Source organism: Paenibacillus sp. UMB7766-LJ446, assembly GCF_030226665.1.
GTDB lineage: Bacteria > Bacillota > Bacilli > Paenibacillales > Paenibacillaceae > Paenibacillus > Paenibacillus vandeheii.
On record NZ_JASOYM010000005.1, the window covers coordinates 199,339 to 216,826 of the forward strand.

At 50.5% G+C, this 17,488-nt stretch carries 12 protein-coding genes; 10 read left to right on the forward strand and 2 right to left on the reverse strand.

The window, feature by feature from the left end; genetic code table 11:
- The first annotated feature begins 188 nt into the window (after positions 1-188).
- From QP794_RS14820 to QP794_RS14860, 9 genes are all read left to right on the forward strand, one after another.
- Positions 189-398, forward strand: a complete 210-nt coding sequence (locus QP794_RS14820) for a tautomerase family protein (protein WP_094939836.1) — start codon at positions 189-191, stop codon at positions 396-398.
- 56 nt (positions 399-454) lie between these two features.
- On the forward strand, positions 455-1,372 hold the full coding sequence (locus QP794_RS14825; protein ID WP_285078030.1) for an ABC transporter permease: 918 nt from the start codon (positions 455-457) through the stop codon (positions 1,370-1,372).
- A gap of 12 nt (positions 1,373-1,384) precedes the next feature.
- Positions 1,385-2,263: a carbohydrate ABC transporter permease gene (locus QP794_RS14830; protein WP_024628844.1), complete on the forward strand. Its 879-nt coding sequence runs from the start codon at positions 1,385-1,387 to the stop codon at positions 2,261-2,263.
- 43 nt (positions 2,264-2,306) lie between these two features.
- Positions 2,307-3,344, forward strand: coding sequence for a response regulator transcription factor (locus QP794_RS14835; RefSeq protein WP_285077798.1), 1,038 nt, complete (start codon positions 2,307-2,309; stop codon positions 3,342-3,344).
- The gene (locus QP794_RS14840) at positions 3,344-5,179 is read left to right on the forward strand and encodes a cache domain-containing sensor histidine kinase (protein ID WP_285078031.1); all 1,836 of its coding nucleotides are present in this window, start codon (positions 3,344-3,346) and stop codon (positions 5,177-5,179) included. Before QP794_RS14835 ends, QP794_RS14840 begins: the two co-directional genes overlap by 1 nt.
- Positions 5,180-5,209: 30 nt before the next feature.
- Positions 5,210-5,977 carry a glucose 1-dehydrogenase gene (locus tag QP794_RS14845; protein WP_285077800.1) on the forward strand — a complete coding sequence of 256 codons (768 nt, stop codon included), beginning with the start codon at positions 5,210-5,212 and terminating at the stop codon, positions 5,975-5,977.
- Between the two features lie 34 nt (positions 5,978-6,011).
- On the forward strand, positions 6,012-8,381 hold the full coding sequence (locus QP794_RS14850) for a DUF4962 domain-containing protein (protein WP_285077802.1): 2,370 nt from the start codon (positions 6,012-6,014) through the stop codon (positions 8,379-8,381).
- A gap of 362 nt (positions 8,382-8,743) precedes the next feature.
- Entirely contained in the window at positions 8,744-10,294 is a 1,551-nt protein-coding gene (locus QP794_RS14855) for an extracellular solute-binding protein (RefSeq protein WP_285077803.1), read from the forward strand.
- 59 nt (positions 10,295-10,353) lie between these two features.
- Positions 10,354-14,775 (forward strand): alpha/beta hydrolase fold domain-containing protein, encoded by a 4,422-nt coding sequence (locus QP794_RS14860; RefSeq protein WP_285077805.1) that lies wholly within the window; start codon positions 10,354-10,356, stop codon positions 14,773-14,775.
- 200 nt (positions 14,776-14,975) lie between these two features.
- Here QP794_RS14860 and QP794_RS14865 read toward each other — a convergent pair whose 3' ends face one another.
- A complete protein-coding gene (locus tag QP794_RS14865; protein ID WP_285077807.1) occupies positions 14,976-15,917 on the reverse strand; it encodes an NADP-dependent oxidoreductase in 942 nt (313 codons plus the stop codon).
- Between the two features lie 28 nt (positions 15,918-15,945).
- Entirely contained in the window at positions 15,946-16,443 is a 498-nt protein-coding gene (locus tag QP794_RS14870) for a MarR family winged helix-turn-helix transcriptional regulator (protein ID WP_094938598.1), read from the reverse strand.
- Positions 16,444-16,614: 171 nt separating this feature from the next.
- On the opposite strand from QP794_RS14870, the gene QP794_RS14875 reads away from it, so the two are divergent.
- The gene (locus QP794_RS14875; RefSeq protein ID WP_285077811.1) at positions 16,615-17,259 is read left to right on the forward strand and encodes a Vat family streptogramin A O-acetyltransferase; all 645 of its coding nucleotides are present in this window, start codon (positions 16,615-16,617) and stop codon (positions 17,257-17,259) included.
- Positions 17,260-17,488: the final 229 nt, after the last annotated feature.

Sequence of the window (17,488 nt, forward strand, 5' to 3'; positions counted from 1 at the left end):
AGCCGCTATGGGCTGAATTTACATAAAACTACATTGTTTAAGCCCGGAAGCGGTGAACACCAGCGCTGCTCTCACCTAAAGAAAACACAAGTGAACGAAAAGACAGTCCATTGTTGCCCTCTCACAGGAACGCTAAGATGAAGTTGTTAAAGCGTTTACATTACGTGGTGAAAGGGAGCTGAACTCGGATGCCAGAAATTTCAATCAGGCTGTATGAAGGCAGGACGGATGAGCAAAAGCAGGAGATCGTGGAGGTGTTCACTCGTGAGCTTTCACGTATTATCGATCGTGAGCCGGAGTACATTTCCGTTGAATTCAATGAAATCCCATGGGACGAGAATGTTCCTGATAATTTGAGAAGCATGCAATCACAGAAGCAGGGAGGGGAGAAAACGTGAAGCCGGCGGATATCGCGCCGCCAAGCCGGGGAACAGCCAGACTTAATTCGTCTGGTCTGGGCACTCGGCTCGGAGATGCGGGACGTTATCTGTGGCGATACCGGATACTATATCTGCTCTCGTTACCGGGCATCCTGTATTTTTTTCTCTTCAAATATGTACCCTTGTTCGGCTCGGTCATCGCTTTTCAGAACTACAACATTTTCAAAGGCATCACGGGAAGTGATTGGGTAGGCCTGGAGCATTTTCAGAAGATGTTCAGCCATTATGACTTTTTGCGGATTCTCAATAACACCATTCTGCTTGGACTATATGATCTTGTAATTGCATTTCCGGTACCCATCCTGCTGGCGATTTTGCTGAATGAAGTGCGGATGATTGTGTTCAAGCGTTTGCTGCAAACGATTGTATACATGCCTCACTTTCTGTCCTGGGTCGTCATAAGTGGTATTTTCATGGGTATTTTCTCGATGGATGCCGGGGTGGTGAACAAGGCACTTGGATTTCTGGGGATGCAGCCAATCTACTTTCTTGGGGAAGACTCATACATTCGTTCCATTCTGATCGGTTCCGGGATCTGGCGCGACTCCGGGTACGGCACAATCATTTTCCTGGCTGCCATTGCGGGGATCAATCCCGATCTGTATGAGGCGGCAGAGGTGGATGGAGCCGGACGTTTGAAGCAAATATGGTCGATTACCCTGCCATCCTTGCTGCCGACGATTATGATTCTGCTGCTGCTGCACATCGGGAAGTTCCTCGATCTGGGCTTTGAGCGGGTGTTCGTATTCCTGAATCCGCTCAATCTGGAATCCGGTGAAATTCTCGATACGTACATCTACAAAGCCGGGCTTCTCTCACAGCAATACAGCTATACAACGGCCATCGGGTTGTTCAAGTCCGTTGTTGGCCTGATGCTTATTCTATTGGGTAATTTCTTCAGCAAAAAAACAACCGGCGAAAGCCTGTATTAGGAGGCGAGTTCTATGCGTACCCCCAGTGTCCGTTACCGTATATTCCGCATTGGAAATCTCGTTTTCCTTACGCTGCTCTCGTTGACGATGATTCTGCCTTTCATTAATGTGCTGGCCCAATCACTCAGCAGCTCGGAAGCGATCATGGGCGGAAAGGTCAGCTTCTGGCCTGTTGCTTTTACCTGGATCAATTATGAATATGTATTCGGCGATGCTTCGTTCTGGCGGGCATTTGCGGTATCGGTTGGGGTGACACTGTTCGGGACGCTGATCAATCTCGCCGCAACGGCATCACTGGCCTATCCCGTTTCCCGTCCAGAGTACAAAGGACGCTCGTTGGTCGTCATGTTTGTTCTGGTGACCGTTGTATTCTCGGCGCCGCTCATTCCGAACTTTATCCTGATGAAGGAACTGCATCTGGTCAACAATCCGCTGGTACTGATTGTGCCAGGAGCGATTAATGCCTTTAACTTTTTCGTCATGCGCTCGTTCTTCGCACAGCTGCCGGGTGAACTGATCGACGCTGCCCGCATCGATGGCTGCGGGGAATTTGGCATCATCTGGCGTATCGTCATCCCATTGTCCAAACCGGCCATGGCATCACTCGGCATTTTCTATGCTGTAGGCCATTGGAATGCCTACTCCACCGCGCTGTATTATCTGAATGATCCGGCCTGGTGGCCGATCCAGGTAACACTTAAGAAGCTGTTTGAGAGTGACGATATTTCCGTCGATCCGGGTTCAGCCGTCTATAGCACTCTTGCACATACATCGCCGGAAGGCATCAAAATGGCAACGATCATCATCGCCACCTTGCCGATTATTATCATTTACCCTTTCCTGCAAAAGCATTTTGTAAAAGGAATCATGGTCGGCTCCGTCAAATCTTAAGTACAAGAAGCATACAGATCTGACGAAAAACGGGGGAATGGCGATGTTCAGAATCTTGATTGCGGACGATGAGCCGATGATTCGGATGGGTCTGGCGAAGATGATCAAGCAAGCGGGACTGTTCGACTGTGAGATTCGGCAGGCAGCGCATGGGGAAGAGGCCCTTCAAGTGGTGGAGGACTTTCGGCCACACATCCTGTTTACGGATATCCGCATGCCAACGATGGATGGTATTGAGCTGTGCCGACGTTTATCCGAGCAAGGCAGTACAATACGCATTATTGTGGTTTCCGGTTATTCGGACTTTGAATATGCAAGAGCCTGTATGGACTATGGGGTAAAGCGATATTTGCTGAAACCTGTGGGACGACAGGAGCTTCATGAGCTGTTACTCAAATTGCTGGCATCGGAAGAGGAAAAACCTACGGTTTCCCTTGTTCCCGTGCGGGAGCTGAATGATTGGGCGTTCCGCCTGGAAGAGGCCATATGGGAGTTACGGCAGTCCGATGTGACAGAGCTGCTCGCAGCATGGTCAGGTCGTTATCCGGCATATTCCTTGATGCCTGAGCAGACAGCGGAGCTTTTTCAAGAATTGCTGGAATTGATTGTGGCCCGAATGAATGCACGTGGTAACGGAACGATGAGTACGTCCTGCGAGATTAATGTAAGCGCTTCCTCTAAAGAGTGCTTTGAGACTCTGGGCAACGAGATTCACAGATTAATGAAGACGATCAAGGAAAAGCGCAGCGGCAAGCGCAAGCATCCGGTAGAAGAAGCAAAAGCCTATCTGGAGAAGCATTTGCGCCGTGAAGTATCGCTGGATGAGATTGCAGCCAAACTGGGGCTTAACCCATCCTACTTCAGCCAGCTGTTCAAACAGACGACAGGCCAGACCTTTATCCAATACCGGATACGCAGCAAAATGGAACTGGCTAAGCGCATGCTGGAACAGCCGGGTAACCGGATTACGGATATTTCCTACGAAGTGGGATATGCGGATCATCCCCATTTTACGAAGACGTTCAAGAAGATTACCGGACTGACACCGTCCGAGTACCGCAGCAAGTTGGGCATTGAGTGATGAAGCGCAGCCTGTCGATCCGCCTGTTCTTTCATTTTGCCATCGTGATTACACTTTCTCTGTCTGCTATCGGCTTGTTTACCTATACCTATGCCTCAACCGAAATGAACGACCAGCTTGCGGACAACATCGCCCAAACGATGCGCAATACGGCGTACCAGACCGACCTGTATTTGCAAAATTATGATCGGGCCACGTACTCCATTCTGGCGAGTGGAAGTGTTAAGCAATTTCTGGACATGAATCCGGAGGATAGTTATGCCTATTACGAATACAGCCGTCAGATCAAAACGAACGTGTTCCCGCCTGTTTTTATGTTATATCCGCAGATCAAGTTTCTGTATGTTATTGGGGAAAACGGGCGTGTTGTCATTGATGACAACCAGAATTCAGCCGGTATACCGGATATGGACGCGGCTCTTCAATATAAGGAGCTACTGGCCGCAACGCCTGCAAACGGCGAATCCACATTGCTTACACGCAGTATTCGCAGTGAGCAGAGTGCCAATGTCATTACGATTGCGCGGCGGATCAGAGGAGTGTCCTCCTATACCCCAAACGGTGTACTGGCGATGGAAGTGAATGTGCTGGAGCTTGACAAAATATGGGGAGAACTCGATCTCGGCCAAGGCGGATATCAGTATGTGATAGATCAGAATGGAACGGTTATCTATACTCCCGGTGAGGCAGAGGCGCAGACAGCGATGCCATCCAGCAGCGTAAACAGACTTATGCAAATGGAGGCGGGCTCGCTTGAACTGAACACGGATGGCACCAAACGGCTGTTCATTTCGGAGCTTTCCAATTATTCTGGCTGGCGCTTTGTTGCTTCCGTGCCCCTGGAGGAGCTTCAACGACCGATTGCAACGATTCGCTCGACCACATTGTGGGTTGGTGCAGGAACATTGCTGGCTGCACTTGTCGTGGCCTATCGGATCGGAGCTTCACAGGTGGAACCGATTCGGGTGCTGATGAACGGAATGAGACAGACCGAGAAGGGAATCTGGAACAAGGTGGAGATGAAGGAAAGGCGCGATGAAATCGGCGTGTTGATTCGCAGTTATAATCTGATGGTCAGCCGCTTGTCGGACATGATTGAGCGTGTGTATGAATCGGAACTGCGCCGTCAGAAATCGGAGATCGAGCTTCAGCAGGAGGCGCTGGAAAGGCACCGTGCGGAATTTCAGGCACTTCAGTTGCAGATCAATCCGCATTTTCTCTACAACACCCTAGAGACGATCAAATGTTATGCCGTTGTACAGGATTCCGAAGAAATTACGCAGATGGTGGAATCGATGGCCCATATGCTCCGTTATTCCATTCAGACGAACTTGGAGGAAATTACGGTTGCGAATGAGTTGAAACATGTGCTGGCCTACCTTTCCATCATGAAGCATCGCATGGATCGGGAACTCGAAGTAGAGGTCATCATTAGACCGGATCTGTTGTTGGAGAAAATGGTTCGTCTCACCCTTCAGCCACTGGTGGAAAACGTGTTACAACACGCGTTTCCGCGAGGCATGGAGCCCGGTCACTTTATCCGAATCGACGCTCGGCGTCTTGAAGATCGCTTTCTAGTCATCGTCCAGGATAACGGCATGGGCATGAGCGAGGAACGCTTGGAGAAGCTGCGTCGACGTCTGGAATTGAACCGCCTGGCAGGCGAAGATTCCGATGATGTCTACCATCGCGGGGGCATTGGGCTCATGAATGTTCATCGCCGGATTCAGCTTGTTTTTGGAGAAACATATGGCTTGATGATTGAGAGTGAGCAAGGCTTGGGAACGACCATTACGATGGCGCTTCCGGCGGATCAGCATAGCAAGCGGATTTAATTGAACCTATAACAGGGAGGACGATAGAAAATGAATATTAACTTGCAGAACAAAATTGCGCTGGTCACGGGCTCCAGCGGAGGAATTGGTGCTGCCATTGCTGGGGCATTGGCTCGTTGCGGGGCAAAGGTGGCTGTGAATGGCCTGCATAATATGGATCGGGCTGAGGAGGTTGTAGCCGCGATTCGGGATGCTGGCGGTGAAGCAGCAGCATTTCAGGCAGATGTGACGAATGCGAATGCGATTGAATCGATGGTTGGGGATATTACGCTCCGCTTTGGTGGTCCGATTGACCTGTTGGTGAATAATGCGGGACATCTGGTGGAGCGGAGCCCCATTGAAACAATGAGCGAGGAGCTTTACAGCCGAATTATGGATGTGAATCTGAAGAGCGCTGTATTTGTCTCCAAAGCGGTCATTCCTGGCATGAAGGCGGCTGGAGGCGGTCGAATAATCAATTTGACTTCGGTAGCGGCTCATAATGGTGGCGGTCCGGGTGCAGCAATTTACGCAGCCTCCAAGGCAGCAGTCATTGCGTTAACTAAAGGGCTTGCCAAAGAGCTGGCTCCTGGCGGGATTACGGTTAACGCCCTCTCACCGGGCTTCATCGGGCAAACGGCGTTCCATGCAACGTTCACCTCGGAGGAAGGCCGATCTTCTGCGGTAAGCAGCATTCCCCTTGGACGGGAAGGCAATCCCGAGGATGTGGCAGGTGCGGCATTGTACCTGTGTTCGGAGTTGGGTTCTTTTATAACGGGGGAAACGCTTGAAATCAATGGCGGAATGTATATGCGTTGATGCTACACCATTGCGATAAGGAGGGGACGATACGATGGAAGTGAAGCGGAAGCTTGCAGAAAGACCGTTATACCAACCGATCAGCGGGCCGTTCCATGTGGACTACTCGCCTGATGAACAGACTGTTCTGGCAGAGAATCCGCCGAGGTTTACCTGGATGGCGGCACAGCAGGAGGATGAGAATGCCTATATTCTACAGGTGTCGGTGGGGCCATCTTTTCAGGAAAAAGAGACGATGACCTTTGCGCCGCTCCCGTATAACTTTTTCACGCCGGACCGGGTGTTTGAACCTGGTGAATATTATTGGCGATATGCGCTGCTTGTAGATCATCGAGTTCAGCAAGGAAGCGAAGCCGAAGTGGACGCCGTTCTGGGGAAGCAGCAGGAAATGTCGGCATGGAGTGAGGTGCGGCGGTTTACGGTACCAGCGGGATTACCCGAGACACCGATACCTTCTCGGGCACAGCGGTACGTTTCCACGGACACGGCTCATCCCCGGTTATGGCTCGGAGTAAGTGGGCTGCAGGCACTTGCAGATGGCATTGCATCCGATCCCTCATATTGCGGTTGGGATGTATTTATGGCAAATTCCGTTGAGCCGTGGGCAAACCGCAAGCCGATCAGTGAACCGCTGCCTTACCCGGATAACAAACGCGTCGCTCCGTTATGGCGCCAAATGTATATTGACTGTCAGGAAGTGTTATATGCCATTCGTCATCTGAGCATCGCTGGCCGGGTGCTTCGTGACGAACGGTTGCTTGAAGCGGCGAAAACATGGCTGCTGCATGTGGCAGCCTGGGATACGGAGGGAACGACATCCCGCGATTATAATGACGAGGCAGCCTTTCGGGTTGCCGCCGCGCTGGCTTGGGGTTATGACTGGCTGCATGATGAGCTGAACAGCGAAGAGCAAGATGTGGTAAGGCGCAGTTTGCTGCGGCGGACAGAGCAGGTGGCCCAGCATGTGATGGTACGCTCGAAGATCCATCATGTGCCTTACGACAGCCATGCGGTACGTTCATTGTCCTCCGTGCTTGTACCTTGCTGTATGGCCTTGCTGCATGAGGAACCAAAGGCCGCAGCGTGGCTGGATTATGCGATCGATTATTATGCCTGTCTGTACTCCCCTTGGGGAGGAAGTGATGGAGGTTGGGCCGAGGGTCCGATGTACTGGACAACAGGCATGGCTTATGTGACCGAAGCAATGAATTTGTTGCGAAACTATGCGGGCATCGACTTCTTCCGCCGGCCGTTCTTCCAGCGTACCGGGGATTTTCCGCTCTATGTGTATCCACCCGATGCCCGCCGCGCCAGCTTTGGCGATCAGTCTACGCTTGGTGACCCGGTAAACTTGAAAACAGGATATCTTGTCCGCCAATTGGCAGGTGTTACAGGCAATCGTTGGTACCAGTGGTACTTTGAACGTGTACGTCAATCCGATCCGGGGACCAAGGGAGCTTTTTATAATTACGGTTGGTGGGACTTTAACTTTGACGACTTGGTATACCGCCACGATTACTCCCAGGTGGAGGAAGAGTCTCCTGTAGACATCGAACCGCTCAAGTGGTTCCGGGATGTGGGGTGGGTAGCCATGCATCACCGGATGGATGATCCGGATGAGCATATGATGCTGCTGCTCAAGTCGAGCCGATATGGCTCCATCAGCCACAGTCATGCCGATCAGAACAGCTTCACTCTGCATGCATTCGGTGAGCCGCTCGCCGCGGATACTGGCTACTATATCGCACACGGCAGCTCCTTTCACCGGGAATGGCGCAGACAGACCCGCTCCAAAAACAACCTGCTGATTGGTGGAGCAGGACAGTACGCCGAGAATAACAAGGTGCTGAATATGGCCGCAACGGGACAGATTGAAGAGGCCTACTGGCGGGATGGCGATGGTTATGTGCGCGCGGTAGCGACCGATGCCTACGCCAGCACCGTACCGCATGTGAAGCGTGTTGTACGGGAAATCCATTTTCTGCAATCATCCTACTTCGTTATTGTGGATCACATTGATCTGGAGAAGCCGGACAGCGTTCAATGGCTGTTCCATGCACTGCACCCGCTACAGCTGAAAGGGCAGAGCTTCCGTCTAAACGGAAATAAGGCAGGGTTAGAAGGGACATTTGTCTATGCTTCCTCCGGTGAGCTGTCGCTCAGTCAGACGGATCAATTCGCAGGAGTGGACCCGGCAGAGTATGAAGGGCTGGAAAAGCATTATCATTTAAGCGCGGAAACGCGGTCCGCTTCAAGCCATAGAATTGTAACGCTGCTTGTGCCATATAAGATCGAGGAGCCGAAGTATGTCCCCTATTTCATCGATGACCAGGATCACGGCATCCATCTCTACTTCACCGACAACGGTGTAACGAAGAAGATTGGGGTATCCAAGACGTACTAGATAAAATGAACTGAATATTTACACAAGAACGAAGAGTGCAGAACCCATCTGAAGAAGCGAAGCGTTCGCCTTTATCCCCGGATTTTTCCCTCTGAAAAGGGAATTAAAAAAATCTGGGGATAACAGCGATCGGAAGAGGGTACTGCAATCGAAGTGGCTGAGTGTAAAGTTTGTACGTTCAATTTATATAATGCTATATGACTGGATGCTGCGGAACGCTGAGTACTGACCTAAAGAAAACGCAACCTCATCTAAAACATCCCCATTGTTGCAGGCGGTGGGGATGTTTTAACATCTAATTTGAAAGCGCTTCACAATCGAGTGGTACCTAAACCTAAAATCAGGATGAAAAGAGGGGTAGCATGAAAAAGTGGATGGTCTCAGGCATGGCGCTATTGCTGGTGGCAGCTGTCATGACAGGGTGCAACAAGGGGAGCGGAGCGGCATCCGGTGAGAGCGGGGGAGACGGCAAAACGAAGTTCTCCATGTCACTGCGTACGTTGGCGTATACGTATGTGGAGAAGTCGCCGGACATTAACAAGGATAAATGGGTCAAGAAGCTGGAGGATCTGACCCATACCGATCTGAAAATCGTCCTGGTGCCTCATAAGGAATATGAGCAGAAGATGGTCCAGATGTTTGCCACCAACGATATTCCTGATGTGGTGCAGGGTGACGGCGGGGTCAACGGTAAAGAGATGGCCGGATCGGTCGAAGCCGGAGTATTTCAGCCGCTGGATGAACTGCTGCAGCAGTATGGGCAAGATTTGCTCAAAGCCGTGCCGAAAGAAGCCTGGGACCAGGTAACCCATGACGGCCATATTTATGCCATCCCCGAATATTTATCCAATCCATCTCGCCGGGCAACCTGGATTCGCAAGGATTTGCTGGATCAAACGGGGCTACCGGTGCCCACTACAGTCGAGGAGACTATGGACGTTTTACGTGCCTTTAAGAAGCTTGGCGTGGAGAATCCATATATGGGGCGTGAAGATTTCAAGTATGCAGACACCTTTTTCGGCGCCTATGACGTGCAGCAGTTCCTGTCCATGATGGAGCAGCAGGGTGATCAGATTGTACCGAAGTTTATGGATAATGAGAATATGCAGCAAGCCCTGACCGTCTACAAGACCATGTACGAGGAAGGGCTCATTAACAAAGAGTTCGCGACCATTAATTCAACGGTATTTAAAAATACGATTCTCTCGGGCAAGGCGGGCATGTGGTCCATGAACGCCAACGAATTGATCCAGTGGGAAAAGCAGATTAAAGCGTCGGTTCCCGATGCCAAAATCGAGATTATCCCATCGCCTGTCGGCCCGGACGGAAAAGGTGGTTATTATCTGTACGGTCCGGTGACACGGGCTTACTTTATTAATAAGGATGCGGCTGATCCGGCGTCCATTATCCGTTTCTTTAACTGGATGGTGTCCGATGAAGCGGAGAAGTTCTTCACGTACGGCACGGAAGGAGAGACGTACACAGAGGATAATGGCGTGATTTCATATACAGCTCCGACAGACTCTGCTGGTGTGGACGAGGAGCGTTACCGTCAGTCGTTCTTATGGTTCGTGCAGGACACGACGTACAATAAAGGCTCGTTATCGCTGACAGAAGAAGGCAGAAAGCTGATGAATATTTACGATACTGTTTTAGCAAAAGAAGGTCGGGATGGTATCAACTTTGATCCACGTTTGGAAGCTTTTGTACAGAATCCTGATATCGCTCCCAATTCGGATACACCTCCTCAGGTATTGCTCACGCACATGATTAAGATGGTTTATGGGAAGGAGCCGATCTCCGATTGGCCGAAAGTGGTTGAGGAATGGAAATCCAAAGGCGGCGATCGAGCGATTGAGGAAGCCACGCAGAAATTCAAGGACGGTGAAGGCGTATCTTTGCCGCGTCGCTAGAATTGTGCGGGATAAGCAACGACTACAATTAGCAATAGGATGTCCTGCTCACCGTGCAGATGAAACACGTCAACGAGAAGCAGCCGCTCCGGAGAACGGGCAGATCGCAAGGGCATAATGTCAGGAGATTTGACTACCGTGCGGAGGGGATACAAGTGAATGACTTGTTCAAAACGTGGAAAAAGCGCGTTGTACTTGTTGCCATGTCTGTGATTCTCATTAGCGGCACCATCGTTCCCGTGAATGAAGTCCGGGCAATGAATGACGCTGCTCCTCATTCTATTTTAAATGCGACGCAGGAGGAGAATATCCCAGATCCGGAGGGCCCGGAGCTGGAGATTTACGCGGAAAATTTTGATGACCCTGACAATTTTGGCTCTACGGGTGGAATTGCACTGAGAGCCCCCTGGCTGCAGGAAGGTGCAGGCGGAAGCAAGGCCAAAACGTCATCTTCCACAACTGCTCCGTCGCTGCCCAACATGATCAAGATGGACGGAACCGATGCGCTTGCGCTGCCGCTAAATCTGACCGGATACGGAAACATCCGGTTGAGCTACTACACGCGTGCTTCTTCCTATATAAGTGGGAGCGTCATTATCGAATGGTCTAAGGACGGGGGAACATCTTGGACGACGCTGGAGACGTTCGAACTTCCCCCGGGCACCCCAGATGTGAAGAACAAGGAAGGCAATACACTTAAAAGCTGGACGCTGGGTGCGGAAGCGAACAATAACAGCACGGTGAAAATTCGTTTTCGGACAGGAGATGCCATGCAGGCCAACATGTATATCGATAATGTTGCCATTTACGGTCAGGCTATTCCCGGTATAACGCCTGCACCTTCCCCAGTGCCGCCTGGAGAAGAGGATACTGAATTTACACCACCACAAGGAGTGACTTTATACGAGGATGTGGAGATTGGCACGGCTGGTGGGCGAGCAATCTATTCATCCATTGCTGTTCCCGAGACAGCGGCAGCTGAACCGATGCCAGTTATGGTCTATATCCATGGAGGTGGATGGAACCACGGGGATCGGAAGCAAGCACTCGGATCTATATGCAATTATGTACTCAAACGCGGTTACATCGGTGTGTCTCTGGACTACCGACTGACGCCTGAGGCTCCTTTCCCTGCCCAGATTCAGGATGTGAAGCTAGCCATCCGATATTTGCGGGCCCATGCAGCTCAGTACAATTTGGACCCTAGTCGCATCGGTGTCTGGGGATCATCTGCGGGTGGCCATCTGGCTGCATTGCTCGGCACAACAGGGGACATGGTCGCTGGTGACACGGTAGTGCTCGATACAGGAGTGACGGTAGATGTACCTGATCTGGAAGGTTCAGGCGGATGGGCTGAGTATTCCGACAAAGTGCAGGCGGTCGCCGACTGGTATGGACCCGCTGATTTTACGACGACATTTGCCAATAATTATAGCTCGGTCACGGCTCTGCTTGGCGGGCATCGTGCATTCGATGTACCGGAACAGGCCAGACTTGCCATGCCGGGCACATATGCTTCATCGGATGACCCACCGTTCTGGATTCGGCACGGCGATGCTGACGCCACCATTCCCTATACCGACAGCGTTACTTTTGCCGGACAGCTTCAATCCGCGGGTGTCCCAATTGTGGATCTGAAGGTCGTACCCGGCCAGGGCCATGGGTTTACGGGAACGGCATCCGAGACTGCCAATGCAGAGGCGTGGGCCTTCCTGGATGAACATGTGAAGAACCGGGTAGTTACGGAGCCAATAATTTTCAAAAGCAATCCTGAAGACACTTCGCCTGGAGGTGAAGAAGTGGATGAAGAAAAACCGTTGATAGAGAAGGTCATCGCCAGCAAGCTGCCAAGCGACGATGCGGCGATTGACAGCGGCAAGCCTGACCTGAATTTTAATCTGGCTACGGGTTCCAGCACCGGATTACTCAGCATTTCCTCGACTTCGTCCACCAAGAAATATGTGTATTTCAAGTTTAATTTGACCGGAAATGAGCCCGAGGGAGATCGGTATCGATTGCGGATTGCCGCAAAGAAAGGCACGTCGAATACGGATACGGAATTGTCTATGTACGGTTTGGATGCAACAGACTGGAGCGAATCATCGTTAACTTGGTCAAATGCGCCAGTCAAAATTCTCAGTGAAAGTTCGTTACTTGGTTCATTCCAGGTCACGGCAGATCGTAATGGAAGCCCGGCAGTCTACGAAGTCGATGTGACCGATTATGTGAAGAGCCGTTCAGCGGCGGGACAGGTGGCATTTCTGCTCGGGGACGCCGGGTCAACAGGCGTTTCCGTGAACGTTTATACCAAGGAAGCCAACGGAACGAGCAATCCGCGTCCGCAGTTATCCGTCATCGCTTTAATCGAAGATGGAACTGACACACAACCCCCGGAGTGGGAGCCGAACGCCGCCCTGGTAGTTCGCAACTGGGGAACGGAGTTTGCCGAACTGAGATGGCCCGCTGCCAGCGATGATAAAGCTGTATCTGCCTACCGGATTTATCGGGATGGAGTTCTGTTGGCCGAACAAGGCAAGCAGTCATTCCGGGACAACGGACTTGCAGCCGGAACACCGTACACGTTTCAAGTGAGGGCCATTGACGAGGCGGGCAACGTCAGCAGTGCTTTATCAACCGACCTGACCACCCTTGTCGTTCCCGTATCGTCCCTGCCGATTGCTTCCGTCTCGGCAAGCGGCAGCGACGGCAACCTGGCGACCAATACCATCGACAATAACAGCTATACACGCTGGTCTGTTGCCGGAGAGGGGCAGTGGATCACGTTTGATCTGGGGCAGGCGCAGCAAGTTGGCTATGTTGGTGTTGGTTTTTACAAAGGGGATATAAGGAAGACCTTCTTTGAAATCGAAACGTCTGTTGACGGTGAACTGTGGACGCAGGTGTTCAACGGAGCAAGCAGCGGGGATACGACAGAGTTGCAAGCGTTTGATATCCCGGACACTTCTGCACGTTATGTACGGATTACCGGGCATGGGAATTCAGATTCAAGTATTTATACGAGCCTGACCGATGTGCATCTGTATGCCCCTTTTGCTGGTGGAGGGACGCCTGTTGCACTGATTCCATACCTTGAGCCCCAACCACCGGAGGGGACGGTGCCCTTTATCGCTCCAGGTCTGACGAAGACAGATGGGACACCACATGCTGTCCATTCTCCACATGCCGTAACCGGACGAACGATTGATGTACGAGATTATGGAGCAGATCTGGCTGACAATACGAGCGATGACCGACTTGCTATACAGGATGCCATTGATGAGGCGAACGTTGGCGATGAAGTGTTTTTACCTAATGGAGTGTACAATTTGTTATCCGGGCCAGATGGAACCACTAATCTGATGCTCAAATCCGGGGTGAATATGAGAGGAGAGAGCAATGAAGGAACCGTGCTCAAGACATCGCTGGATCAGATGACGGGCAGCGCCGTCCTGAAGGCATCGGCTCAGCATAGCATTCTCGTATCCAATATGACCATAACTTCTTCCTGGTCTGGCAGCTACACGACTGACCACAAATCCAATAATCCCTCCGCAGGGGGACCGGATAGCATGATCCATATCGCCAACTATGGCGAGGCTCCGTCGTATAACATTACGATCGATGGCGTGATTGTCGAGAAGTTCAAACGAATGGCTATCCGCATCGAGCACAGCCGAGATGTGGTTGTGAGGCATGCAACATTCCGCAATGCAACAGATTTGGGTCCTGGAGGTTCAGGTTATGGAATTTCCATTCAGGGGACGGCCAAGACCGATCGGCTCGGCTTTGCCAATGATACGATATGGAATGTGGTGGAGGACAGCACGTTTGAGGGTCCCTATCTCAGACATGGAGCACTGATCCAATTTGTGGCTCACAACAACGTGCTGAGTGGCAATACGTTTAACGGAACGAAACTGGATGCCATCGATCTTCATGGCGAATTGGAGTATTTCAATGAAATCTCCGGCAATGTGATTACCGATGTGCTGACAGGTGCAGGGGTTGGACTTGGCAATACAGGGGGGTCAGCACCCAGCAACCACAGCAAGTCAGGCAAAGGAAACTACATTCATGACAACACGATCACGAATAGCCAAATCGGCATCTCGGTGACTATGGGCACACCAGATACGTTAATCGAGGATAATCTTATCGAGAATACAACCACGATTGCAGATGCGGCAGGAATCAAAGTGTTGAACGGACCGGGTACGGTGATTCGTGGCAATGTAATCCGTAACAATACCGCCAGTGGATACTGGGGTGTGCGGCTTGAGCGTGACAAAGGAGATGCCGGAGCGGGCAATATCGGCGAAGGAAACCCCGAGAATGTGTTGATTGAAAATAACCGAATTGAAGGTAACACAAACGGAATCGGACTCTTTGCCGGAGTCGGTATTCTGCTGAAGGCCAACATTCTAAACAACGTAAATGAGAACTACTACAAAGCAGCAGGTGTGACAGTTACCGAGCTATAAAGTTATAAAGGATTAGAACAAGTAGCCTGGCAGGCGTCTATATAAGTTGAAGCTCAATGTTACACCTAAACGGCACAAGTCACACTTGCATCCAAATAAGAAATCTCTCCGGTAGAGCAATGTTGTTCTACGGAGAACGAGGAAAGGGGTTCGATGCTCAGATCGAATCCCTTTTTGCTCTGCTTTTTTAGGTGTCTCAATTAGACGGAGCGCACATCCAGCAAAATCCGGCCTCGTCCATGTCTGGCCTCACTTTTGGCATGCGCTTGATTAGCTGCACTTAAAGGGAAAATGGAATCAATCTCTGGACGTAGGGAGCCTTCAGCCATAAGCTGGGCGATTATGTTCAGGTCTTCGGATGTAGGGAATTTGGAATTAAACTTGGCGGTAACGCCATGCTGCTCTGCCTTTTCGGCAGAAGGCAGTTGAGTCAACGATACCAGTTTGCCTCCACGTTTCAGAACACCCCATGAACGATCCTCGATTTCTCCACCAACCGATTCAACAACCAGATCGACATTGCTTACCTGCTCTTCAAACAAGGATGTCTTGTAATCAATCACTTGGTCAGCACCCAGTGAAGCAACAAAATCAACATTATCCCCAGAAGCTGTAGCTATGACGTGAGCGCTTTTCCATTTGGCTAGCTGCACTGCATATTGTCCAACACCACCCGCGGCAGCATGGATCAGCACCGTTTGTCCGGCTTCCAGCTCACCTTCAGTGAACAGCGCTTTCCATGCAGCTTCGGCTCCACCTTTAATGGTAGCAGCATCTTCAAAACTTAGGCCGTCCGGCATATGCACCAGATCCTGAGCAGGAGCAATGCCATATTCCGCATAACTTCCGTTTACATTGCCAAAAACGCGGTCACCCGGCTGGAAGGTTTCTACGCCATCGCCCACGGATTCTACGATGCCAGACATGGCTGTTCCGGGTGTATAAGGCAGCTTTTTGACAAACACGTTCTGCAACCAGCCGTTACGAATTTTCCAATCCAGCGGAATGGCTCCAGCATACTGAATGCGTACCAGAACTTCCCCTGCCGCTGGCTCGGGCCGCTGGACTTCCTGTTCGAACTGTAATGTTTCTGGGCCACCGTATTGATGAACTTGAATAGCTTTCATTGTGGATGTATGCATGGTGTACTCGCTCCAATCGTTAAGGGATTTAGGATAAGGATGAATCAATCTGTGCAGCAATTTTCTGTGTAAGGGATAGCAGCAAGTTCTTCTCTTCATCTGAGAGGCCTGCCGTGGTGATCTGCTCCACTTGGCTCCAGGCGGCATTCACTTGATCCTCCAGTGCGCGTCCCGCTTCTGTCAGGGATACAATGGTGACCCGTCCGTCTAATTTGGAGCGACTGCGAGTAACGAGACCGGCATCTTCCAGTCGGCGAACAGACTTGGCTACGGTTGAATGATCTAGGCGAAGCGTGCGACCCAGGGAATTTTGGGATTGATGGTCATGGGCATACAATTGCATGAGCATGATCTCTTGACCGGGGAAAAGTCCGGTATCCCGAATCAATTGCGCAGCAAGACCTTTGTGTGAGCGTGCCAGTGCAAAAATGCTGAAACTGATAGGGAAATGCTCTACTGCGCTGAATTCCTCGTTATTTAAATTCTCGAGGATATCATGATTGTTAGAATGATCTTTGGATGTCATAACATTCCTCAACTTTCTTGTTTGTGTTGTCGGCAACATAAATATAACATCGAAATATGTGGTTGGCAACATATTTTAATTATTTCTTTTTCTTTTTTTATGACTTGAGACATTGTTAAGTCTGTTCAAAATCTGATTTCTGGTACAATGAGGGAAAAGGAGGGAACACAGATGGCTCCCGATAAAACAAAACTTTTTCCTAATGATAATATTCGTACCGTTTGTTACATTCAAAATTTGCCGCCGCGCTCCAATGTGCTGATCGGTGATTATACGTATTATAGTGACAACAGTCGTCCACCTGAGCAATTTTATGACCGCATTCAGCACCATTATGATTTCCTGGGTGATCGTCTGGTGATCGGCAAATTTTGTGCAATTGCCGAAGGCGTGACATTCATTATGAATGGTGCCAATCATCGAATGGAGGGCATGACGACTTATCCTTTCAACATTTTCGGTGGCGGTTGGGAGAGAGTAACCCCTACGCTGGAACAGCTTCCTTTTAAGGGAGACACTGTATTGGGGAACGACGTCTGGATTGGGCAAAATGTAACCATTATGCCGGGTGTCACCATCGGAGACGGTGCCATCGTCGCTTCCAATGCTACGGTCACCAAAGATATCGAGCCTTACACCATTGTGGGTGGAAATCCTTCCAAGCCAATTAAAAAGCGCTTCGACGACGAGATCATTGCTTTACTGCTGGAACTGAAATGGTGGGATCAGGATGAGGCGTGGTTGGACACTCATTTGGAACGCCTGGTCTCTACATATGATCCGCAGACATTGCGTGAGCTTTTGAAGAGCAAGTAGATTGGTGTACGTGAATGGATGTGCAAAAAACGAGGCTATCGCTGGTTCCTTACGGAGCCGGCTTTTTATTTAGACACCATATTTCCCAGCTGCCTCATGCGGAGCTGGTTATTTGGTATGTCCCCATAAACAATGTCTCAATATTGAGAAAAGAGATGGAATGTTTGGTGTGAGATAAGTCATAGAATAACTTTAAGTAAGCGCTTCCAATACTATCAAAATGAATTCA